Below are 21,639 nucleotides of genomic sequence, written 5' to 3'. Positions count from 1 at the left end.
TTCCCATGTCGCAGAGCCGCACCCCCGTCGCCGCACGCTCCCAGGTCACCGCCAACGTCGTACGCGGCTGTCTCGGCAACCTCGTCGAGTGGTACGACTGGTTCGCCTACGCCACGTTCAGCATCTACTTCGCCACCGCCTTCTTCCCGGAGGGCAACCAGACCGCCCAACTCCTGTCCACGGCGGTCGTGTTCGCCGTCGGGTTCCTGATGCGCCCGCTCGGTGGCTGGCTGCTGGGCGCCTATGCCGACCGGTACGGCCGCCGCCGCGCCCTGACCCTGTCGGTCACGCTCATGAGCATCGGCTCGCTGACCATCGCCCTGACTCCCGGTCACCAGACCATCGGGCTCTGGGCTCCCGCCCTGCTGATCCTGGCACGCCTGCTCCAAGGGCTTTCCGTCGGCGGGGAGTTCGGCTCCAGCGCCTCCTACCTCGCCGAGGTCGCTCCTCCCGGACGGCGTGGCTTCTACTCCAGCTTCCAGTACGTGTCCATCGTGCTCGGCCAGCTCGCCGCCCTGCTCGTGGTGATCGTCCTACAGAACCTGCTCACCGAGGGGCAGCTGGAGAGCTGGGGCTGGCGCGTCCCGTTCGTGATCGGCGCGGCGGCCGGTCTGGTCGTGATGTACCTGCGCCGCACCATGGAGGAGTCGCAGCACTTCGAGCAGGAGAGGGCGAAGGCCGCCACGGCGCGGGAACGCAAGGGCCTGCACGCCCTGTTCACCGAGTATCCGCGTCAACTGCTGGCCGTCTTCGGCCTGGCCATCGGCGGCACCGTCGCCTTCTACACCTACACCACGTACCTACAGAAGTACCTGGTGAACACCGCGGGCATCCCGAAGTCCACGGTCTCCGTCATCGGCTTCGCCGCCCTGTTCGTCTACATGCTGCTGCAACCGGTCGCCGGGGCGCTCTCCGACCGCTACGGACGCCGCCCGGTCATGTTCGCCTTCTCGATCTGCGGCATGCTCCTGACGGTCCCGATCATGACCGTCCTCGGCCGCACGAGCAGCCCGTGGCTCGCCTTCCTCCTGATGACCGCGGCGCTGACGTTCCTCAGCGGCTACTCGGCACTGGCGGCCATCATCAAGGCCGAGATGTTCCCCACCAAGGTCCGGGCCCTGGGCGTCGGCCTGCCGCATGCCCTGGTCACCGCCACCTTCGGCGGCCTGACCGAGCCGATCGCGCTGGCCCTGAAGAAGGGCGGCCACGAGACCGTCTTCTTCTGGTACGTCACCGCGTGCATCGGCCTGACCTTCCTGGCCACGCTGGTCGTACGCGAACCGTCCCGCACCTCTCTCCTGGAATCCCCGGCGCCCGCGCCGCAGGCCACCGCCCCGCTGACCTGACTCCCTCACGCAAGGAACAAGCCCATGCCCGCCTCCCTCGCCTCCCACGTGGAGTCATGGCATCCCGAACCGGTCACCGACGAGGACGCCCTTTCGCCGGCCCCGACGGCGGCGCTGTCGGCGCTGCTGGACCTCGCCGGCCCCGCCGCCGGGTCCGGGGATCCGCTGCCGCCGCTGTGGCAGTGGCTCCACTTCCCGCACTGGGCACCCCAGCAGGCCCTCGGCCCCGACGGGCATCCGCGCGACGCCCGCTTCCTGCCGCCCGTCCCCGACCGCAGACGCATGTTCGCCGGCGGACGCTGCGAGATCGCCGAACCACTACGCCTCGGTCAACCGGCCGAACGCACCGCCGGCCTGGCCGCCGTCACCCCCAAGCAGGGCCGCAGCGGCGAGCTCCTGTTCGTCACCGAGCGCCAGGAGTTCCGGCAGGGCGGCCGTCTGTGTCTGGTGGAGGAGCAGGACATCGTCTACCGGTCGGGCGACGGCAACAACACGGCCCGGCACCCGGCCGCACTCGACGCGTCGGCCGAACCGGAGCCCGAGGGACCGTGGCGGCTACGCCTCGACCCGACCGAGACCCTGCTGTTCCGGTTCAGCGCGCTCACCGCGAACGCCCACCGCATCCACTACGACAGCCCGTACTGCCGTGATGTGGAGGGTTACCCCGGCCTCGTCGTCCACGGCCCGCTGCTGGCCCTGCTCATGCTGGAACTGGTCCGCAGGAACGCCCCGCAGCGGCGGATCCGGTCGCTGTCCTACCGGCTGCACCACCCGGTGTTCCTGGGCGAGCGCCTCCTCGCCGACGGCACACCCGCCGACGGCCACGCCCGGCTGCACGTCGCCACCCACCGCGAGACACGGCACGCCAGCGCCGAGGTGACCTTCGCATGACCCCGATCCACCCGGACACCGACCGCGTCGCCGCCGCGCGAACGCTGCTCTTCGTCCCCGGCCACCGGCCCGACCGCTTCGGCAGGGCCGCCGCCTCCGGCACCGACCTCGTCGTCATCGACCTCGAAGACGCCGTCGCCGCCGCCGAGAAGAACCGCGCCCGCGACAACGCCGACACCTGGCTCACCCTCGGCAACAAGGCGGTCGTACGCGTCAATGCGCCCGGTACCCCGTGGTTCGAGGCGGACCTGGCCCGGGCGGCCGACCAAGGCTGCCCGATCATGATCCCCAAGGCCGAGGACCCGTACGTCCTGGCGGAGATCGCCGCCCGCACGGCCGGCCGCTGCCCGCTGATCCCGCTGGTCGAAACCGCCCTCGGCATCGAGCGGGCCCACGCGGTGTGCGCCGTGCCCGGCGTCGTGCGCGCCGCCTTCGGCAACGTCGACCTGGCCACCCGGCTCGGTGTCGCCCACGACGACCACGTCGCCCTCACCCATGCCCGCTCCCGCCTGGTCCTCGCCTCCGCCGCGGCGGACGCCCATCCGCCCCTCGACGGCGTCACCACCGCCGTACGGGATCCCGGCGCGCTCGACGCGGACGTCGCGCACGCCCGGCGCCTGGGGTTCACCGGCAAGCTCTGTGTCCATCCGGCGCAGGTACGGCCCGTCGCCGACGGGTTCGCTCCCACGGCCGGCGAACTGCGCTGGGCTCGCGGCGTCCTCGACGCCGGCGACTCGGTCACCACGGTCGACGGACAGATGGTCGACCGGCCGGTGCTCGAACGCGCGCGGGGTGTCCTGGCCCGGGCCGGCCAGGCACGGGGACGTGCCTAGTCCGTCTCCTGCCGGTCCGTCGCCGCGTGCCGCAGGAACTCCGCCACCAGCGGCTCGTGTGTGCCGTCCCGGGAGACGAGGGACAGTTCCACGATGTCCGCGGAGTCGGTGAGGGGACGGTAGGCGAGGGGGCCCTGGACGGAACTGACCGCCACGTTCGGTACGAGGGTGACGCCGAGACCGCAGGCCACCATCGCCAGCTGGGTCAGGATGGAGTTGGCGACGTGGCGCGCGTCGGGAGTGAACCCGGCTCTGCGGCAGGTCGCCATGAGCTGGTCGTGGTAGTCCGGGGAAGCCTCGCGGCGCAGCCACACCCACGGCTCGTCCGCGAACCGTGCGAGGTCGACCGGGTCCGCGAAGTCCCCGGCCAGCGGATGACCGTCCGGCAGCGCGATCACGAACTGGTCGTGCCGCCAGGGCCGCACGCGCAGGCCGCGCACCGGTGCGCTCGGCCGGATGACGGCGATGTCGATCTCGTGCCGGGCGACGGCCTCCTGTCCCTCCCCGGTGTCGACCTCCGTGAGATGCAGGTCGACGCGCGGCCGGGCCGCGCGGAAGGCGGAGAGGGTGCCCAGCAGCGGCTCGCTCAACGCCGAGGTCACCACACCGATCCGCAACGTGCCCACCAGCCCGGCCTCGGCCTGTGCCGCCACGTCGTGGGCGTGCCGGGCAGCCGCCACCAGCTTGCGGCACTCCTCGGCGAACGCCCGGCCGGTCTCCGTCAGCCGCACCCTGCGCTCACTGCGGTCGAACAGCCGCACGCCCAGCTGCCGCTCCAGCTGGAGGATCGCCTGGCTCAACGGCGGCTGCGACATCCGCAGCTGTTCCGCCGCCCGGCCGAAGTGGAGCGTCTCCGCGACGGCGAGGAAGTAGCGGGCCTGGCGGACCTCGATCACAAGACGCTCCGCATATCAAGAAGAGAGGAAATCAGACCTTCAGTGTATGACTCCGGGTTGTTTGACTGAACGGCATGACAGTTGAAACTTCCCTGCTGGCCCAGTTCGAGGCACTGGACAGCGCCACCGTGTCCGACGCCCTCGATGCCTGCGGCCTTCCGCCCGGACAGGGCGGTCTGCCGCCGATGTGGGGCACACCCAAGGTCACCGGGTTCGCCCGGACCGTCGAACTCGCCCCCCTCACCGGTGAGCACGGCGGGGCGCACATCCTGACGAGTGCGGTCGCCGAGGCCGGTGCCGAGGACGTCATCGTGGTCGCGAACGGCGGCCGTACGGACGTGTCCTCGTGGGGCGGAATCGTCAGCGTCGGTGCCTCGGTGCGCGGCGTCCGTGGTGTGGTCACGGACGGCGCCTGCCGGGATGTGGGGCAGGCGCACGAGCTCGGTTTCCCGGTGTTCGCCCGCGCCCGGGTGCCGGTGACCGCACGCGGCCGGCTGCGGCAGAAGTCGTCCGGCGCGCCGGTCGCGCTGGGTGAGGTGACCGTCCACCCCGGCGATGTGGTGCTGGCGGACAGGGACGGTGTCGTGGTCGTCCCGCGCGAGCGCGCCGCCGACGTGCTCCGGGAAGCCCGGCGGCTCGCGGACCGGGAGGCCGCCATCGAGGCCGAGGTACGGGCCGGGGTCCCGCTGCCGCAAGCGATGCGGGACGCCCGCCTGGCCGGAACGGAGGCACCGTGATGAGTGACCTCGTCGCACGGCTCCGCGCGCTGCCGACCGCCGCGGTCTCCGACGCCCTCGACCGGATCGGCATCGAGGGTGCCCTGCACGGCCTGTCCCCTCTGTCGAACGGCTTCCGCGCGGTGGGCCCGGCCTTCACCGTCCGCTACGCACCCGTCGACGAGGCCGGTACCGGCACGGTCGGTGACTTCCTCGACGACGTACCGCCGGGCGCGGTCGTCGTCATCGACAACTGCGGCCGTACCGACGTCACCGTCTGGGGCGGCATCATGACCGAGGTCGCGGCCCACCGCGGCATCGCGGGCACCGTCGTCAACGGCGTCTGCCGCGATGTGTCGGCGTCCCTCGCGCAGAACTACCCGCTCTTCAGCCGCGGCAGGTTCATGCGTACCGGCAAGGACCGGGTGCGGCTCGTGGCCGTCGGCGAGCCGGTGACCGTGAGCGGCATCGAGATCCGCCCCGGTGCGCTGGTGTGCGCCGACGCCGACGGCGTGGTCGTCGTACCGGCCGCCGAGGCCGGGCGGATCACCGAGAGCGCCGAACGCATCGAACGCGTCGAGTCGGACATCCTCGCCGCCGCACGCGCCGGCGGCACCCTGCGCGAGGCCCGCGTGAAGTTCGGTTACCACACCCTCCAGACCAGGAGCCAGGCATGACGGACCCGGCCCGCGGGCACAGCACCGCCACCCTCTACGAGGCGTCCTCAGGGGCCGCCCACGCCTGTGATCCCGCCCTGCGCGCCACCTGGCCGGGGGCTCGTGCGGCCGGTCCGGCGTTCACCGTGCACGGCATCGGCGGCGACAACCTCGCCCTGCACCGGGCGGTGGCCGAGGCCCCCGCCGGCAGCGTCCTCGTCGTCGACCTCCAGGGCGCCCGGTACGGCCACTGGGGCGAGATCCTCGCGGTCGCCGCCCAGCAGCGGGGCGTCCTCGGCCTGGTCGTGGACGGTGGCGTACGGGACATCGCCGAGCAGGCGGAGTTGGGCTTCCCGGTCTTCGCCCGCCACGTCACCGTGGTCGGCACCGGCAAGGAGCACCCCGGCCGGTTCGACGTTCCCGTCCGTGTGGCGGATGTCGTCGTACACCCCGGCGACCTCGTGGTCGGCGACGCGGACAGCGTGGTGATCGTCCCGGCCGAGGCCGTGGCGGAGACCCTCGACCGCGCCGATGCCCGGGTGGCGGCCGAGCAGCGGGCCCTCGAAGCCATCCGCACGGGCGTGACGACCCTGGAGTACTACGCGTTGCCGACCGGATGAGCTGACGGAGACCGGCGGCCAGGCGTACGGCGTCCGGGGAGAGCGAGTAGGCGGGCTCGGGGATGATCACGCGTTCCCCGGGGTCCATGACGGCCGGCACGGTCGCGGTGATGGCCGCCGTGGCTGATCAGGACGTCACGCTCGGAGTACGGCTCCGGGGAGAAGCGGCTCGCCAGTGCCGGGGCGATGGGTTCCGGGGTAGGGAAGTCGGGTTCTCCCATCGCCGGGGCGGGCCGCCGGGAGGGCTGCTGGGCACGGGAGACGGCTCGGGACGGCCGGAAGGGAACCGCCGGTGCCTTCGAGGTTCGTCAGCGCCGGGCGCGGGCTTGGAAGTCGGCGATCCGTTCCCACATCGCGACGGGGTTGGAGTACATCGGCCAGTGCCCGCTCTGTGCGATCTCCGCCAACTCGACGCCGTTCGCGGCGAGTTTCGTCAGGTACGACAGGGAGGAGTTCTGCTCCCCGTACAGGAACATGCGGGGGAAGGGCAGCGACAGGAACTTCGTCATCAGGTCGCCGTGGTCGGACAGGGCGACCATCGACTCGAAGATCCCGCGCACCGCGCCGGAACGGACCTTGCGGCGCAGGCTCACCGCGTACAGGGCACTGGCGAACTGCGGTGCGCGGTGCGCCCGTTCGGTGAAGTCGGTCAGGAAGCGTTCGGCGTCGTCCGAAGGGTGGGTGAGGATCTGCCGGCTGAGGAAGCAGTCCTCCGGGGCCACGTTGCCCTCGATGTCGACGAAGCTGAGGACGCGGTCGGGCTCCTGGTGGGCCAGCATCAGTGCGGTCAGGCCGCCCATGGAGTGCCCGACCAGGTGGAACCGCAGGATCCCCGCCCGGTCGAGTACCGCCTGGGCGGTCCGCACCAGGAACGGGATCGAGAGCCTCGACAGGTCCTCGCATGCCGTCTCCCCGCAGCCCGGAGCGTCGTAGGCGAGGAAGGGACGCCCGGCGAACGCCGGATGGAACGCGACGTCGGCGTAGTCCTCCTTGGTGGAGCCGAAGCCGTGCAGGAAGACGACGGGGGTGCCGGTTCCGTCCCGGTGGCTCGCGGAGACACTCAGATCCACACCGTCGACCCGCACGTCGAGGCGCTCGTTCGTCACTGCCATGGCATCGAGTCCACCAGACGTTTTCCATAGACTCAAAGTCTGATTCCGACTTCCGGCGATATGGATCGCCTCTTGACGGGCCGGCACTCCTGGAACCAGTCAAGAGGTCACCTTCTCCCTTGCGAGGGGAGCGACGGCTGGGCTCGGGGTGCTGCCGGGGGTGGTGAGCTGCCTGTTGCCTGGCGTCACCGGCGATCTGAAGTCGCACAGGAGGCGGGCCATCGCGCAACTCTCCTTGGTGAACGCCCAGTTCGACCACGGGGAGTGCACGACGGCCCTGTCCCGGTCTGAACTGATACGGCTGCTGAGTCACTACGCTCGACCGATGGAATCGAGCTCCTCCGCGCCATCGCCGAACGGATGGTGCAGGAGCTGATCGAGCCCGAAGCAACCGCCCACATCGGTCCGCACCGGCAGCTTCTCGCCGCGCTGGACGAACCGCTGACCGCGTTCCGCACCCGCCCGCTGGATCACGTCCGCTTCCCCTACGCCTACCTGGACGCGACCTCCTGCGCAACGTCTTCAACGTGATCGACCGGGACTCCGGTGGTGAGGTCTCCCCTGCTCCAACGAAGTGGAGAGCTTAGGGAAGGTCGCCGCGACCATCCGCACCATCTTCACCCCGCCCACCGCCGGGTTGGTGCGCGCCCCCGGACAAGCCGTCGCCACCCTCCAACTGGCCGGCTCGGACTGAGGCAGTTACCGAACTCGTACGATCTCGCGGTGATGATCTGGACGGAGCACCCTGCCAAGGCGGACGTCGAAGCTGTCGTGCGCCGCTACTTCAGCCTGCTCCGAGCCGGAAGGATCCCTGAGGCCGAACAGCTCATCGATCACCACCCGGTCCGTCATGTGCTCATGTCGCTGTGGACCGGGTCCGTCGAAGCAGGCGCCGATGGGGACGAGGCGAGCGGAAGCCCTGCTGCCGACGAGTGGGAGCAGGATCTGTCCTGGCTCGGCGAACTGAACCTCGCGGACTTCCGCTGGGGCCACACCGGCAGCCATGTCTACGTTGAGATCACCTACCGCGCCCGGATAATCGAGGTGGCATTGGGCTTCTGGGTCAGGTCCACCGACGCCGGCTGGGTCGTCACGGGGCCGGCCACGTACTGGTAAGGCACGCGAAAGAGCAGCACGATCCAGGTGTCGGCGCCACCCTCCCGCCGGCGGACCATCACCTGCTGTCGATCAAGGACCCGAGCGTCCCGCCCCGTCCCACACCAGCCTTGTGACCTGCAATCTCAGGCGGGAAAAGGCAACAGGCTCCGACCACCGGCGGTCCCGGGGCGGTCCCGACGGTGACCGCCCCGCTGGTGGTGGCGGCGTGACCTCGGTCTTCGGGGTGTCGCTGAAGGCGGTCGATCAGTGGCGGGCCGGTGGACGGGAGGCGCTGGTCATGCGTCCGTGCGGGAAGCCGGCCGGTGTTCGCCAGGTGCCGGGGAGGCGGGCTGTCGAGCAGGACACGGAGACTGTACGGGGCTGGCGCGAGAAGGGCGGGACGTCCGTGGTGCGGCGCAGTGGGGACCGGTTCTCCGTGGACGGCGTTGTCCGCGCGCGTTCGCACGGTCTGCCGCGATCACGGCAGCCGCGAGGCAGATCCCTACCGGCTCGTCCGAACCCGCGACCGCTGAGACCTGGTCACGCTCGACGCCGGACGCGGGCAGGGGCGGACCTTCCAGGCAGACCGCGTGGTCGAAGCACGGCCCACCGGGCGGTCGGGCCGGACCGGGAATCCACCGGATGCCGCGCGCGGTGGCCGAGCCCGCTCTACGCGACCGTGGTGCCGGAGGAGGCCCAGCGGCTCGCCCCGCCCGCCTCCTCCCACGGGCCGTGCCGCCCGACGAACTGCGCGACGCGCCCCGCACGCGCCGACAGGACGGCGGGCCCGTGGACTAGTAACTGTCGTAGCCGGGCTCGCCGTTCGGCCGGTAGACGCCGACCACGGTGCCGCTCTTCGTCGTCGAGACGCTGACCGGCTCCAGCGCGGTGGGGATCGCCCCGTCGGCGAACAGCCGCTTGCCGGTGCCGATGATCACCGGATGGATGGTCAGCCGGTACTCGTCGACCAGGCCGTGCCGCATGAGAGTCTGGGCGAGGTCGCCGCTGCCGACGACGTTGATGTCGCCGCCGTCGGATGCCTTCAGCGTCCGTACGGCATCGGCGACGTCGCCCTCCAGCAGCGTGGAGTTCCGCCACTCCACGGACGCCAGGGTCCTGGACGCCACGTACTTGTGCATGCTGTTCATCCGCTCGGTGAACGGGTTGCCGGGATCGGCGGTCGGCCAGTACGACGCGAAGATCTCGTACGTCTTGCGCCCGAGCAGCATCGCGTCGGAGGGCTCGTACCATCCGGCGATGGCCGCACCGACCTCGTCGTCGCTCACCGGCTTCTGCCAGCCGCCGTACGTGAACCCGCTCTCGGCGTCCTCGTCCGGACCGCCGGGCGCCTGCATGACGCCGTCCAGCGACAGGAACGTACAGACAACGATCTTGCGCATGGTGCGCTCCTTTCATCGACGGATAGACCGCACCAGCGCGGGAGACTCATCGGTGGCTGTGCGCAGAACGTCAGTTGCACCGACCCGACGCAGTGGGCTCAGGGCGCGTCGACGAGGGTGCGGCCGGCAGCGGGTACGAGCGCGGCGGCGCTTGCGTAGGCGGACTGCACCCGGGACCGCTCCCTCGCGTCGGGTACGGCGTTGGTGCAGGCCGTACCGGCGCTCGAACCCGACATCAGCTGTGAGCAGGGGCCGGGTTTGGTGTCCGGCAGGCCGAGGCTGTGCCCCAGTTCGTGGGCGGCGATCCGGGTCTTGTCGTAGCCGTCGCTCACGGCCTGGCTGCCGAGTTCGACGCGGACCTGACGGCCCGGGCGGACGGGGCCGAGCGTGGCCTGCGGCCAGCCCGTGGTGGCGACGATCACGATCTCGGCCCCGGTGCCGGGTGCCGCTTCCACCAGTCTGACGTTGCTCACGTTCGCGTTCCACGAGGCGACTCCGGCAGCGATCGCGGCTTCCCAGCCTCCGGCGCGGGTGTCGTCGTACCGAAGGGTCACGGCTGCTACCCGGGTACTCGCGGGGGCGGCGGTCGCGGCGCTCGCCATGGCGAGGGTGAGCGCCGCGGCGCACGTGCCTGCCTTGAGCCATGTGCTGAGGGGCATTGCTGCTCCTTCATCCGTGGGGGGAGGTCCGGCCCCGAAGGGCGTGCCGTCGGCCGCTCTTCGGGGCCTTGCGATCGTATGCCCCGGAAGCCCTTCAGGTCATGTACCTGTCATGATTATTCTCCGTCAGTGCCCCCTTCGGAAAAGGAAGGTGTGGAGGGGGGTTCGTTCTGTCCGCTGCGGGCATGATGCAGGGCCCTCCGGTGTGAAGGGCCCTGCATCTGAAGGCTTTTCAGGTCATGCGCCGACAGCGGGCAGCGCCGGGTAGTCGGTGTAGCCGCGGTGGTCGCCGCCGTAGAAGGTGGCCGCGTCGGGGGTGTTGTAGGGGCCGCCGGCCGCGAGGCGGGCGGGCAGGTCGGGGTTGGCGAGGAACAGCGCGCCGAAGGTGATGATGTCCGCGGTGCCGTCCTCGACGAGGGCGAGAGCGTCGGGGCCGGTGGTTTCGGGGTGAGTGAAGGGGTTGAGGACGAACGCCGTCGGCCAGTCCTTGCGCAGCCGGGTGGTCAGGTCGCGGTCCGGGCTCTCCACCAGGTGCAGGTAGGCGAGATCCAGCCGGGCGAGAGCGGCGATCAGGGTGGTGTAGGTCTCCAGCACGTCCGCCGGGTCGGTCTCGGCGATGTCGTTGTAGGGGTTGCCGGGAGAGATACGGAAGCCGGTCCGGTGGCCGCCGATCGCCTCCGCGACGGCCGTGGCGACCGCGATGCCGAAGCGGACCCGGTCCGCCGGCCCGCCTCCCCAGCCGTCGGTGCGCAGGTTGGTGTTGGGCGCGAGGAACTGGTGGATCAGGTAGCCGTTCGCCCCGTGGATCTCCACGCCGTCGAAACCGGCGGCGATCGCGTTGCGCGCGGCGTCGGCGTAGTCGGCGATCGTCCGGCCGATGGCGTCCTGGTCCAGTTCCTTCGGCGTGACGTAGTCCTGGGGGCCCTCGTAGGTGAACACCTGGCCCGCCGCCGCGACCGGAGAGGGGGCGACGGGGACGAGTCCGTCGGGCAGCAGGCTGGGGTGGCCGATCCGGCCGGTGTGCATCAGCTGCGCGAAGATCGTGCCGCCCTGGGCGTGGACGGCGTCGGTCACCTTCCGCCAGGCGTCGACCTGCTGGGCGGAGTGCAGGCCGGGGGTGTTGGTGTAACCCTGGCCGACGGCCGACGGCTGGATGCCCTCGGTGACGATCAGGCCGGCGCTCGCGCGCTGGGCGTAGTACGTGGCCATCAGCTCTGTCGCCGTGGCGGCGGGAGCGTCGGCACGGCTGCGGGTCATCGGCGCCATCGCGACGCGGTTGGCGAGTGTCTTGCCGCTCAGGTCGATCGGGTCGAACGCGGTGGTCATGGCAGGTCCTGCCTTTCAGGGGTGGTTGGAGCGCGGGTCTAGGTGAGCGGGACGTCGGCGACGGCTTTGAGGTGGCTGAACGTTTCGAGGGAGTACCGGCCGTGGTAGCGGCCCATGCCGCTTTCGCCGACGCCGCCGAAGGGGAGGCCGGTCATGAGGAGTTGCATGACGGGCTGGCCCCAGGCGATGCCGCCGGAGGACGTCTCGTTCACCAGGCGCGCCTTGGTGGCCTCGGACTCGGTGAAGGCGTAGAGGGCGAGGGGCTTGTCGCGTTCGTTGATGAAGGTGATGGCGGCGTCGAGGCCGTCGATTTCGACGACGGGGAGGATCGGGCCGAAGATCTCCTCCTGCATGGCGGGTGATGCGGGGTCGACGTGGGTGAGGACGGTGGGTGCGATGTAGAGGTCGTCGCGGTCGTGTTCGCCTCCGACTGCCGTCCGGCCGGAGTCGAGGAGGCGGGTGAGGCGGTCGAAGTGGCGTTCGTTGATGATCCGGCCGAAGTCGGGTGCGGTCTGCGGGCTGGTGCCGAACTGGTCTTCGAGCGCCGCGCGCAGGGCGGGGACCAGCGCGGTGGCGGTGGCGGGGTCGGTCAGGACGTAGTCGGGGGCGATGCACTGCTGTCCGGCGTTGCCGAACTTGGCGCCGGCCAGCCGCCTGGCGGTCTCGTGCACGTCGGCGTCGGGGGCGACGAAGACCGGTGACTTGCCGCCGAGTTCGAGGGTGACGGGGGTGAGGTGCTGGGCGGCTGCGGTCATGACGATCCGGCCGACGGTGCCGTTGCCGGTGTAGAAGATGTGGTCGAAGCGCTGGGCGAGGAGGGCGGTGGTCTCCTCGGCGCCGCCTTCGACGACGGTGAGGACGTCGGCGTCGAAGTACTCCCGCAGCAGGCGCGCGGCCACGGCCGAGGTGTGCACGGACATCTCGCTGGGTTTGGCGACGACGGTGTTCCCGGCGGCCAGTGCGCCGATGATGGGGTCGATGAGGAGGTGCAGCGGGAAGTTCCAGGGGGCGATCACCAGGACGACCCCGAGCGGGTCGTACGTCGTGTACGCCGTGGTGGTGGGGCCGAAGTGGGCGGGGACCTCCACCGGACGGGGCCGCAGCCACTCCTCCAGGCCGGCGAGGGTCTCGTCGATGTCGGCGACGGTGAAGTCGATCTCCTGCGTCTTCGCCTCGGCGGGGTTCTTCCGCAGGTCCACCCAGAGCGCTTCGAGGAGTTCCTCCTCGTTGTCGGTCAGCAGGGCCCGCAGCCGCCGCAGCTGGCCCAGACGCCACTCCAGCGGGCGGGTGACACCGGTGGCGAACGTCGCGCGGAGGCGGCCGACCGTCTCCGCGGCTGTTTCACTCCGGTGCGTCCTGGACTCGTGATGGGCTGTTGTCGCGGTCATGGGGGTGTGCTCCGTTCCTGGTGCAGGCCACGTCCCGGCCGTCTTCCGGTCGGGCATGGCCTCCAGAGTCCGGGACGGGCCGGCCTTCACCCAGGCCACCGTTCTGTGTATGCCGGCGATGCCTACCACTGGCCGGGTCAGGCAGACGTACGTCCGGGCGGGGATAATCGGAGGCATGGACGAACACCCCGAACCGGCCCACGCGCCCGACGGCGGCGGGCTGGATCCACAGGCCGGGCTCAGTGAATTCCTGCGTACCCGGCGGGCCCGGCTGAAGCCGCAGGACGTGGGCCTGCGGGACTTCGGGCGCTACCGGCGGGTGCCGGGGCTGCGCCGTGAGGAGCTGGCGCAGCTGGCCGGGGTGTCGGTGGCCTACTACACCCGGCTGGAACAGGGCAACGGGCGGCACGTGTCCGCGGAGGTCCTCGACGCCATCGCCCGCGCGCTCAGGTTGAGCGATGCCGAGCACGCCCACCTCACGCACCTGGCGAAGCCGCTACAGCGGAGGAGGAGGAGGAAGCCGGCCGACCGTACCCAGCAGGTGCGGGGGCATCTGCGGACGCTGCTGGACACCATGGACAGTGTCCCGGCGACCCTCGTGGGGCGGCGCTCGGACATCCTCGCCTGGAACCGGATGGCCGCGGCGGTCTTCGGCGACTGGGACGAGCTGCCCGCGCAGGAACGCAACTGGGCACGGCTGGTGTTCCTGCGGCCCGCGTCCCGCGACCTGTTCACGGACTGGGACCACAAGGCCAACGACGTCGTCGCCCAGCTGCGCATGGACGCCGGCTCCCACCCCGACGACCCCCTGCTGTCCGCCCTGGTCGGCGAACTCTCCGTGAAGAGCCAGGAGTTCCGGCGGCTGTGGGCCACCCACGACGTCAAGGAGAAATGCCACGGCATCCAGCGCCTGCACCACCCCCTCGTCGGCGCACTCGAACTCCGCCTCGAATCGTTCCACCAGGCCGACGACCACGAACAGATGCTGGTCACCTACCACGCCGAACCCGGTTCCCCCTCCGCGGAAGCACTACGACTGCTGGCCAGCTGGGGCACCGACGCAACAAAGGCGGGCGCGGGAATGCCGCCGACACACACGGCTCGCTGAACACCCCTTGACCCGTGGGACCTCGCGGCTCAGGGCGCCCGCGTCGAGATCTCGAACGGCCTGGCCTCACACCCGAGGCGATGCGGTGCTCAGGGGTGAAGACATCCGAGGCGGATGTGAACCGGTTGACGTTGTACGAGACGGTGGTCCCCTGGTCAAGGCGGTGGCGGTGATGCGCGGACTCCAGTCGCCGGGGCCAGGGGGGCGGCCCTGTCGTGGGCGGCGACGTTCACGCGCAGGGTGCGGGTTCCGCGTGGGACGGTGAGACGGCAACGGTGGCGCCGGGGGCCCGGCATGCCGACGAGGAGGAGGAGCGAGGCGGCTCGCCGGAGGGCACCTTCAGGGCACCGGCATCCACCGTTCCCCTGCCATATGCGTCACCTTCCCTCGTTCACCGCCAAGTTGAGGAGCCACCCATGGCCGTCGCCTTACTGAGCCCCGTTCTCGACCGGCTGTTCATCCGATGCACCGTGACCAGTGCCGAGCCGATCGCCGCCCGCATCCGCCACCTGCGCATCGAGAGCGACAGGCTCGCCGGTCTCGACGTCCGGCCCGGCCAGCAGGTGCGCGTCCTGGTGAGCGGGCTGGTCCTCCGGACGTACTCACTGTGGCACTACTCCCCCTCCGGCGCTGTCGAGCTGTGTGTGCTGGACCATGCCGAGGGGGGGGCCGGGGGCCGAGTGGGGGCGGAGTGTCCAGGTCGGCGAGCAGGTGCGACTGCGCAAGCCCGAGGGTGCGTTCACGCTCCGCCCCGACGCCGCCCAGCACGTCTTCGTCGGGGAAGAGACGGCGTCCGTCGCCTTCGGGGCGATGCTGGAGGCGCTCCCGGAGGGGGCACGCGTCTCCGGGTGCGTGGAGACGGAGACGGCCGCGGACCGGCTCCCCCTGCGCCACGCCGACCGGCTCGACTGGCTGACCAGGGGCGACACGTCCCTCCCGGACGCGGTACGGCACCTCGCCCCCGAGCCGCGCGGCATCGCGTACGTCGCCGGCGAGGCACGGACCATCCAGGCCGTACGCCGGCTGCTGGTGAAGGAGCTGGGCTGGGACCGGAGGTCAGTACTCACCAAGCCGTTCTGGACACCGGGCAAGAGGGGGCTGGAGTAGCCGGACGGCGGCCGTCCTCCTCGCCGGGGCGACGGCCGGGACGGGACGCACCGCCGAGGCGGTGTCCGCCCGGACGGGCACGGCTGCGGCTGCTGGCCCGCACCCTGCGCCAGCACACCCCCGACGCCGCCCGCACCCGACTCGTCGCCGCCGTACTCCCCGGCCCCGTCGGACCTGGCAGGTTCGCGGCAGGTTTCCCTGTACTTAGCCGCTGAAGCGCCGACGGCGCCGGATCGACCGTGTCCGCCTGGCAGCATCGGGTTCCGAGGACGGCCGTCCCTGTTCCGATCAGCGTTTCGTCAAGGGGAGACAGGCATGGTGCATATGGAAGAGCTGAAGGGGGACGCGCGGTCCTCCGTCCGGACGGCCCTCGGGCGTTTCGCCCGCCGTGGTTCGACGGCGGCCCTCGCCGTGGGGATGTCCGTGGGGCCCTGTTCATGAGCACGGCCCCCGCCTCCGCCTATGTCGGGGAGAACTTCCTGCGCAACTGGGAGACCGGGCGCTGTCTGGACGCCGACAACACCGGAAGCATCTACACGCTGCCCTGCCAGCAGGGGAACGCCTACCAGACCTGGCAGCCGATCTACGTCCGTCACGACGCCTATGACGTGGTCCAGCTGAAGAACAAGGCGACCGGCAAGTGTCTGCACGTCAACGGCAACGGCGCGCTGACGACCTACTGGTGCGACGACTCCGGTAACCCCAACTACAACCAGCGCTTCCTCGCCAAGGGGCCGAGCTGGGACCAGGTCGAGCTCTCGAACGTCTTGTTCCGTACCTGCGTGGACAGCAACTACGCCGGCGCCGCCTGTGTGACGGGCTGCAACGGCGGTGGCTACCAGAAGGGGAAGCCGGGCTTCTAGAACAGCCCGTATCAGGGGAGGGACCGCTTTCCGCGGCCCCTCCCCTGGCCGTTTCCCCGTCACGCTCGACCGCCGCGTCAGCCGAAGACCCGGCGCTGGATCTCGCGCCGGTAGTCCTCAAGCGTGTTGTCGAGGTGCACGGCGGCGGCCCCGGCCGCCTCGTCGGGCTTCCCGTCGCGGATCGCCCGGTAGATCGCGGCGTGCTCCTCGACCGCCTCGGGCGCGTGCCCGCCCACCGTGCCGTGCAGCCCGATCGTGCTGGACTGGCGTTGCAGGCGGCGGGATTCGCGTACCGAGGCGACCAGGAACTGGTTGTGCGACGCGACGGCGACGGCGAGGTGGAAGTCGTCGTCGCCGCGGTCGAAGAGTGCGGCCTGCTCGGTCAGGTGCCCCTGCCGGCAGGTCTCGACGGCGGCTTCGATCGCGCGCAGCTCGGCCGGGGTCGCGTGGGTCGCCGCGAGCCGGCTCGCGGCGGTCTCCTGGATGCGGCGGAACTCGAACAGCATGTAGACGTGGTCGAGGTCGGTGGGCAGGAAGAACCCGCCCCAGCGCGACGAGCCCAGCATCCCGTCGTCGTCGGCGACGTAGAGGCCCCGGCCCTTGTGTGCCCGGACCCGCCCGATCGCCGAGAGGATCTTGACCGCTTCACGGACCACGCTGCGACTGGCGTCGAGCCGCTCGGCCAGCTCTTTCTCGGTCGGCATCCGGTCGCCGGGCCGCAGCCCCGACTCGGCGATGAGCTGGAGAATCCGCTCGGCGGCCACCTCGTACCCCGGCCGATACGAGCCCGCCGGCTGGGCGGCGCCGCCCACTGTCGCTTCCACCATGTCGAAAAACCTACAACACTGCCCGAGATCCACAGATGAATCGCATACATCGGCCCGTCCCTGCCCTTGACTGACCTCGATCAAATCGGCCTACTATAAGGATTTGGCGCATCTTGCCGCCTCCATGAGTCGTATACATGCCGACACTCCACCTGGCCGCGGTGGGCGACGGCAGGCACCACACCATGCCCCCTTCTCCCGCTGCGCCTCCCCCTGCCCTCTGCCCTCTGCCCTCACGCCGGAGCCGATGCCGTGAAGAGACTGATCGCAAGACGCCTGATCGCGGTGGCCGTACTGATCGCGGCGACCCTCGTCGTGCCGGTGTTCGTCGCCCCTGTGCCGGCGTCGGCGCACGCGGTGAACCCCGCCGACTTCCAGCAGGTCGAGCTGGCCCGGGGCGTCGCCGAAGTGGGCGAACCCATGTCCCTGGCCGTGCTGCCGGACCGCTCGGTCCTGCACACCGCACGCAACGGCGTGCTGCGCCGCACCACCGCCGACGGGGCCACCAGCGTGATCGGCACCCTGCCGGTCTACACGCACGACGAGGAGGGCTTGCAGGGGATCGGGGTGGACCCGGGGTTCGCCGGCAACCGGTTCGTCTACCTGTACTACGCGCCCCCGCTGTCCACGCCGGGCGGTGACGCACCGGACAACGGCACGGACTTCTCCGCGTGGAACGGCGTCAACAGGCTGTCCCGGTTCACCCTGAACGCCGACTTCACGCTGGACACGGCCAGCCAGGTGACCGTGCTGGAGGTCCCGACCAGCCGGGGCATGTGCTGTCACGTCGGCGGGGACATCGACTTCGACGCGGCCGGCAACCTCTACCTGTCCACCGGCGACGACTCGAACCCGTTCGCCTCGGACGGATACACCCCCATCGACGAGCGCACCAACCGCAACCCGGCCTACGACGCGCAGCGCAGCGCCGCCAACACCAACGACCTGCGCGGCAAGGTGCTGCGCGTCAAGGTGAACGCGAACGGGACGTACTCGATCCCGGCGGGCAACCTGTTCGCGCCGGGTACCGCGGGAACCCGGCCGGAGATCTACGCGATGGGCTTCCGCAACCCGTTCCGCTTCGGTGTGGACAAGGCCACCGGCGTGCTCTACCTCGGCGACTACGGTCCGGACGCGGGCACGGCCAGCACCAGCCGCGGACCCGCCGGACAGGTGGAGTTCGATCGGATCGCCTCGGCCGGGAACTACGGCTGGCCCTACTGCATGGGCAAGAACACCACCGCGGAGACCTACGTCGACTACACGTTCCCGTCCGGACCGTCCGGGAACCGGTTCAACTGCGCCGCGCCGGTCAACAACTCGCCCCACAGCACCGGGCTGACCGCCCTGCCCGCCGCACGTCCGGCGTGGATCAACTACGACAACTGCTCGCTCGCGGCGTTCGGCTGCGGGTCCGAGTCGCCCATGGGCGGCGTGGTGTACCGCCACGACGCGGCGAACCCGTCGCCGGTCAAGTTCCCCGCCGCGCTGGACGGGCACGTGTTCCTCGCCGAGTTCGGCAGGCGCTGGCTGAAGACGGTCGACGTCGAGGCCGACGGATCGGCCGGGCAGATCAACGACTTCCCGTGGCGCGGCACCCAGATCATGGACACCGCGTTCGGCCCGGACGGCGCCCTGTACGTGCTGGACTACGGAACCGGCTGGGGCAGCGGCAACGCGGACTCCGCCCTCTACCGCATCGAGTACAACCCGGCCGGCAACCAGGCGCCGACCGCGCGAGCCGCCGCGGACCGGACGTCCGGGCTCGCGCCGCTGACGGTCGGCTTCTCGTCGGCCGGCTCCTCGGACCCGGAGGGCGGCGCGCTCACCTACCGCTGGGACTTCGGCGACGGCGAAACGTCCTCCTCCCCCGACCCGAGCCACACCTACACCGACAACGGCCGGCGCACAGCCACCCTCACGGTGACCGACCCGGCCGGGCGCACCGCCACCGCCGGTGTGACGATCACGGTCGGCAACACCGCCCCCGCGGTCACGCTGAACACGCCGGCCGACGGGAGCCTGTTCTCCTTCGGCGACACCGTGCCGTACACGATCACCGTGACCGACCCGGAGGACGGCACGGTCGACTGCGCCCGGGTGAAGCTGACCTACCTCCTGGGCCACGACGACCACGGCCACCAGATCACCTCACGTACCGGATGCTCGGGAACCCTGCCGATCCCCGTGGACGGCGAGCACGACACGGCGGCGAACCTGTTCGCGGTGTTCGACGCCGAGTACACCGATCTCGGCGGGGGCGGCCAGCCGGCGCTGACCACGCACACGCAGCACACCCTGCAACTGCGGCACCGCCAGGCCGAGCACCGCTCCGCCCAGTCGGGCACGGGTCTGTTCGACAAGGCGGGCGCCGAGGGCGGCAGGACCGTCGGCGACATCCACAACGGCGACTGGATCGCGTTCGGGCCCTACGCGCTCGGCGGGGAGACCCGGTTCACCGCGCGGGTGTCGTCCGGCGGCGCGGGCGGCACGCTGTCCGTGCGGACGGGTTCACCGACCGGGCCCGTGCTCGGCTCGGTCGCCGTGCCGGTGACCGGCGGGTGGGACACCTTCACGGAGGTCTCCACCACGCTGACAAGCGTCCCGTCCGGCACCGTGACGCTGTATCTGACGTTCTCCGGCGGCAGCGGCTTCCTGTTCGACGTGGACTCGTTCACGTTCGGCGCGCCGGGCGGCGGCACCGGCCGGCAGATCACCGGTATCGGCGGCAAGTGCGTCGAGGCCGCCGGCGGCAGCTCCGCCGACGGCACGCAGGTCCGGCTGTGGACCTGCAACGGCGGCGCCCACCAGCGGTGGGCGGTCGGCGGGAGCACGCTGCGCGCCCTGGGCAAGTGCATGGCGACCGCCGGCGGCGGCACGGCCGACGGCACAGCGGTCCAGCTCGGGACCTGCAACGGCTCCGCCGGACAGAACTGGTCAGCGCAGGGCGACGGCACCATCCGCAACGGGGGCAAGTGCCTGGACGCCGAGGGCGCCGGCTCCGCCGACGGCACCCGGCTGATCATCTGGACCTGCACCGGCGGCCCCAACCAGAAGTGGACGTCGTCCTAGGAGGGCGAAGAGATGAAACGCTCGTTCACCCGGCGCGTGCTCGGCGCGGTCGCCGCCACGCTCGCCCTTCTCGCGTTCGGCTCCAGCCCGCCGGCCGGCGCCGCCGCCGACGCGCCGTACGACGTCCTGGTGTTCTCCAGGACCGCCGGCTTCCGGCACGACTCCATCCCCGCCGGCATCCGGATGATCCGGGAACTGGGCGCGGCGAACGGCTTCACGGTGACCGCGACCGAGGACGCGGCGCAGTTCACCGCCGCGAACCTGGCCCCGTACGAGACGGTGGTGTTCCTCAACACCACCGGGGACGTGCTGAACGGCGCCCAGCAGAGCGCGTTCGAGTCCTACATCCGGGGCGGCGGCGGGTACGTCGGCATCCACTCGGCCGCCGACACCGAGTACGACTGGCCGTTCTACGGCGAGCTGGCCGGCGCGTACTTCGCCTCGCACCCGGCCGTCCAGCAGGCCACCGTCCGGGTCGAGAACCGGGCGCACCCGGCCACCCAGCACCTCGGGCCCGCGTGGGTGCGCACCGACGAGTGGTACGACTTCCGGAGCAACGTCCGGGCCGGTGCCCGGGTGCTGGCCACGCTGGACGAGTCGACGTACTCCGGTGGCAGGATGGGCGCCGACCACCCGCACACCTGGTGCAAGCAGGTCCAGGGCGGGCGGTCCTTCTACACCGGCAACGGCCACGCCCAGGCGAGCTACACCGAGCCGGGCATCCGGGCGCTGGTGCTCGGCGGCATCCGGTACACGGCGGGCCGGGCCGAGGCGGACTGCCGGCCGGAGAACGGTTACACGACCCTCTACAACGGCGTCACCACCGGCTGGTCCCAGGCCGGTCCGGGGGGATTCGCCAACAGCGACGCCACCCTGACGTCGTCCGGCGGGCTCGGTCTGCTCTGGTACAGCACCAAGGAGTTCCGGTCCTACTCGCTGAAGCTGGACTGGCGGATGGCCGGGGACGACAACTCCGGGGTGCTGATCGGCTTCCCGCCCGGCTCCGATCCGAACACGTCGCTCACCCAGGGCCACGAGATCCAGATCGACGCCACGGACACGCCGGACCGCACCACCGGCGCGATCTACGGTTTCCGGGCGCCGGACATCGCCGCCCGCGACGCGGCGCTCAACCCGCCGGGCGAGTGGAACACCTTCGAGGCGCTGGTGGAGGGCGAGCGCGTGCAGGTGTTCCTGAACGGCACCAAGGTCAACGACTTCACCAACACCGACCCGGCGCGCTCCCTGGTCTCCGGGCACATCGGCATCCAGAACCACGGCGACGGCGACGAGGTGTCCTTCCGCGACATCCGGATCCGTGAGCTGGGCGCCGCCCCCACCCCGGGTCCCGTCGTGGGCACCGGCGGCAAGTGCGTCGACGCCGGCCGGGCCGACGCGAGGCTCCAGCTGTGGACCTGCGACGGCGGCACCGGCCAGCGGTGGACCCGGGACGGCGACACCTGGCGCAGCCAGGGCAGGTGCATGACCGTCGCCGGTACCGCCGACGGCTCCCCCGTCCAGCTGTCGGCCTGCGACGGCGGCCCCGGACAGAACTGGACCACCGGTACCGGCGGCGCGCTCGTGAACCCGCGGTCGAACAAGTGCCTGGACGCGAGCGGGGCCGGCAGCGCCGACGGCACCCCGCTCATCGTCTGGGCCTGCCACGGCGGCACCAACCAGCGCTGGACGCTGCCCTGACCGTCCCGGGGCACGCTCCTCCC

General features: G+C 71.2%; 19 protein-coding genes and 1 pseudogene. 13 read left to right on the top strand and 7 right to left on the bottom strand.

What is annotated here, in order from left to right; translation table 11 throughout:
* Nucleotides 1–5: 5 nt before the first annotated feature.
* From ACQCO7_RS42485 to ACQCO7_RS42475, 3 genes are read left to right on the top strand one after another with little or no spacing between them, the layout of a single operon-like run.
* Complete coding sequence (locus ACQCO7_RS42485) at nt 6–1,346, top strand: MFS transporter (RefSeq protein ID WP_464076856.1); 1,341 nt, start codon at nt 6–8, stop codon at nt 1,344–1,346.
* Between the two features lie 24 nt (nt 1,347–1,370).
* Nucleotides 1,371–2,237 (top strand): HTD2 family dehydratase, encoded by an 867-nt coding sequence (locus ACQCO7_RS42480; protein ID WP_464076855.1) that lies wholly within the window; start codon nt 1,371–1,373, stop codon nt 2,235–2,237.
* Nucleotides 2,234–3,070 (top strand): HpcH/HpaI aldolase/citrate lyase family protein, encoded by an 837-nt coding sequence (locus tag ACQCO7_RS42475; protein ID WP_464076854.1) that lies wholly within the window; start codon nt 2,234–2,236, stop codon nt 3,068–3,070. The genes ACQCO7_RS42480 and ACQCO7_RS42475 overlap by 4 nt, the downstream gene beginning before the upstream one ends.
* Here ACQCO7_RS42475 and ACQCO7_RS42470 read toward each other — a convergent pair.
* Nucleotides 3,067–3,966, bottom strand: a complete 900-nt coding sequence (locus ACQCO7_RS42470; RefSeq protein ID WP_464076853.1) for a LysR family transcriptional regulator — start codon at nt 3,964–3,966, stop codon at nt 3,067–3,069. The two genes, ACQCO7_RS42475 and ACQCO7_RS42470, sit on opposite strands and share 4 nt — an antisense overlap.
* A gap of 74 nt (nt 3,967–4,040) precedes the next feature.
* Between ACQCO7_RS42470 and ACQCO7_RS42465 the strand changes: the two genes are divergently transcribed.
* The 3 genes from ACQCO7_RS42465 to ACQCO7_RS42455 are packed head-to-tail and all read left to right on the top strand — an operon-like array spanning nt 4,041 to nt 5,958.
* Nucleotides 4,041–4,703: an RraA family protein gene (locus ACQCO7_RS42465; protein ID WP_464076852.1), complete on the top strand. Its 663-nt coding sequence runs from the start codon at nt 4,041–4,043 to the stop codon at nt 4,701–4,703.
* Entirely contained in the window at nt 4,703–5,359 is a 657-nt protein-coding gene (locus tag ACQCO7_RS42460) for an RraA family protein (RefSeq protein ID WP_464076851.1), read from the top strand. The genes ACQCO7_RS42465 and ACQCO7_RS42460 overlap by 1 nt, the downstream gene beginning before the upstream one ends.
* The gene (locus ACQCO7_RS42455; RefSeq protein ID WP_464076850.1) at nt 5,356–5,958 is read left to right on the top strand and encodes an RraA family protein; all 603 of its coding nucleotides are present in this window, start codon (nt 5,356–5,358) and stop codon (nt 5,956–5,958) included. The genes ACQCO7_RS42460 and ACQCO7_RS42455 overlap by 4 nt, the downstream gene beginning before the upstream one ends.
* Before the next feature lie 308 nt (nt 5,959–6,266).
* On the opposite strand, the gene ACQCO7_RS42450 is transcribed toward ACQCO7_RS42455, so the two are convergent.
* Nucleotides 6,267–7,070 carry an alpha/beta fold hydrolase gene (locus tag ACQCO7_RS42450; RefSeq protein ID WP_464076849.1) on the bottom strand — a complete coding sequence of 268 codons (804 nt, stop codon included), beginning with the start codon at nt 7,068–7,070 and terminating at the stop codon, nt 6,267–6,269.
* 238 nt (nt 7,071–7,308) lie between these two features.
* Here ACQCO7_RS42450 and ACQCO7_RS42445 point away from each other — a divergent pair.
* A pseudogene (locus ACQCO7_RS42445) lies at nt 7,309–7,583 on the top strand (hypothetical protein); the annotation flags it as partial.
* A 213-nt stretch (nt 7,584–7,796) separates the two neighbouring features.
* Nucleotides 7,797–8,186 (top strand): hypothetical protein, encoded by a 390-nt coding sequence (locus tag ACQCO7_RS42440; protein WP_464077434.1) that lies wholly within the window; start codon nt 7,797–7,799, stop codon nt 8,184–8,186.
* 776 nt (nt 8,187–8,962) lie between these two features.
* On the opposite strand, the gene ACQCO7_RS42435 is transcribed toward ACQCO7_RS42440, so the two are convergent.
* The 4 genes from ACQCO7_RS42435 to ACQCO7_RS42420 form a co-directional block, all read right to left on the bottom strand.
* Nucleotides 8,963–9,568, bottom strand: coding sequence for a dihydrofolate reductase family protein (locus ACQCO7_RS42435; protein ID WP_464076848.1), 606 nt, complete (start codon nt 9,566–9,568; stop codon nt 8,963–8,965).
* A gap of 98 nt (nt 9,569–9,666) precedes the next feature.
* Nucleotides 9,667–10,227: a snapalysin family zinc-dependent metalloprotease gene (locus ACQCO7_RS42430; protein ID WP_464076847.1), complete on the bottom strand. Its 561-nt coding sequence runs from the start codon at nt 10,225–10,227 to the stop codon at nt 9,667–9,669.
* A gap of 237 nt (nt 10,228–10,464) precedes the next feature.
* Nucleotides 10,465–11,553 carry an alkene reductase gene (locus tag ACQCO7_RS42425; RefSeq protein ID WP_464076846.1) on the bottom strand — a complete coding sequence of 363 codons (1,089 nt, stop codon included), beginning with the start codon at nt 11,551–11,553 and terminating at the stop codon, nt 10,465–10,467.
* A gap of 38 nt (nt 11,554–11,591) precedes the next feature.
* Nucleotides 11,592–12,941, bottom strand: a complete 1,350-nt coding sequence (locus ACQCO7_RS42420) for an aldehyde dehydrogenase family protein (protein ID WP_464076845.1) — start codon at nt 12,939–12,941, stop codon at nt 11,592–11,594.
* Nucleotides 12,942–13,116: 175 nt separating this feature from the next.
* On the opposite strand from ACQCO7_RS42420, the gene ACQCO7_RS42415 reads away from it, so the two are divergent.
* The 3 genes from ACQCO7_RS42415 to ACQCO7_RS42405 all read left to right on the top strand — a co-directional run bounded on the left by ACQCO7_RS42415 (nt 13,117) and on the right by ACQCO7_RS42405 (nt 16,019).
* Nucleotides 13,117–14,049, top strand: coding sequence for a helix-turn-helix domain-containing protein (locus ACQCO7_RS42415; protein WP_464076844.1), 933 nt, complete (start codon nt 13,117–13,119; stop codon nt 14,047–14,049).
* 711 nt (nt 14,050–14,760) lie between these two features.
* Entirely contained in the window at nt 14,761–15,156 is a 396-nt protein-coding gene (locus ACQCO7_RS42410) for a siderophore-interacting protein (RefSeq protein WP_464076843.1), read from the top strand.
* A 437-nt stretch (nt 15,157–15,593) separates the two neighbouring features.
* Nucleotides 15,594–16,019, top strand: a complete 426-nt coding sequence (locus tag ACQCO7_RS42405) for an RICIN domain-containing protein (protein ID WP_464076842.1) — start codon at nt 15,594–15,596, stop codon at nt 16,017–16,019.
* 77 nt (nt 16,020–16,096) lie between these two features.
* Here the strand turns inward: ACQCO7_RS42405 and ACQCO7_RS42400 are convergent, their stop codons facing one another.
* Nucleotides 16,097–16,846 carry a FadR/GntR family transcriptional regulator gene (locus ACQCO7_RS42400; protein ID WP_464076841.1) on the bottom strand — a complete coding sequence of 250 codons (750 nt, stop codon included), beginning with the start codon at nt 16,844–16,846 and terminating at the stop codon, nt 16,097–16,099.
* A gap of 252 nt (nt 16,847–17,098) precedes the next feature.
* Between ACQCO7_RS42400 and ACQCO7_RS42395 the strand changes: the two genes are divergently transcribed.
* A complete protein-coding gene (locus tag ACQCO7_RS42395; RefSeq protein WP_464076840.1) occupies nt 17,099–19,918 on the top strand; it encodes a PQQ-dependent sugar dehydrogenase in 2,820 nt (939 codons plus the stop codon).
* A gap of 12 nt (nt 19,919–19,930) precedes the next feature.
* A complete protein-coding gene (locus ACQCO7_RS42390) occupies nt 19,931–21,616 on the top strand; it encodes a ThuA domain-containing protein (protein WP_464076839.1) in 1,686 nt (561 codons plus the stop codon).
* The last annotated feature ends 23 nt before the right edge of the window (nt 21,617–21,639 follow it).

The organism is Streptomyces saintjeani (assembly GCF_055409605.1).
Note: the sequence above shows the minus strand (reverse complement) of the source record. Positions and strands in the feature narration are given on the sequence as shown.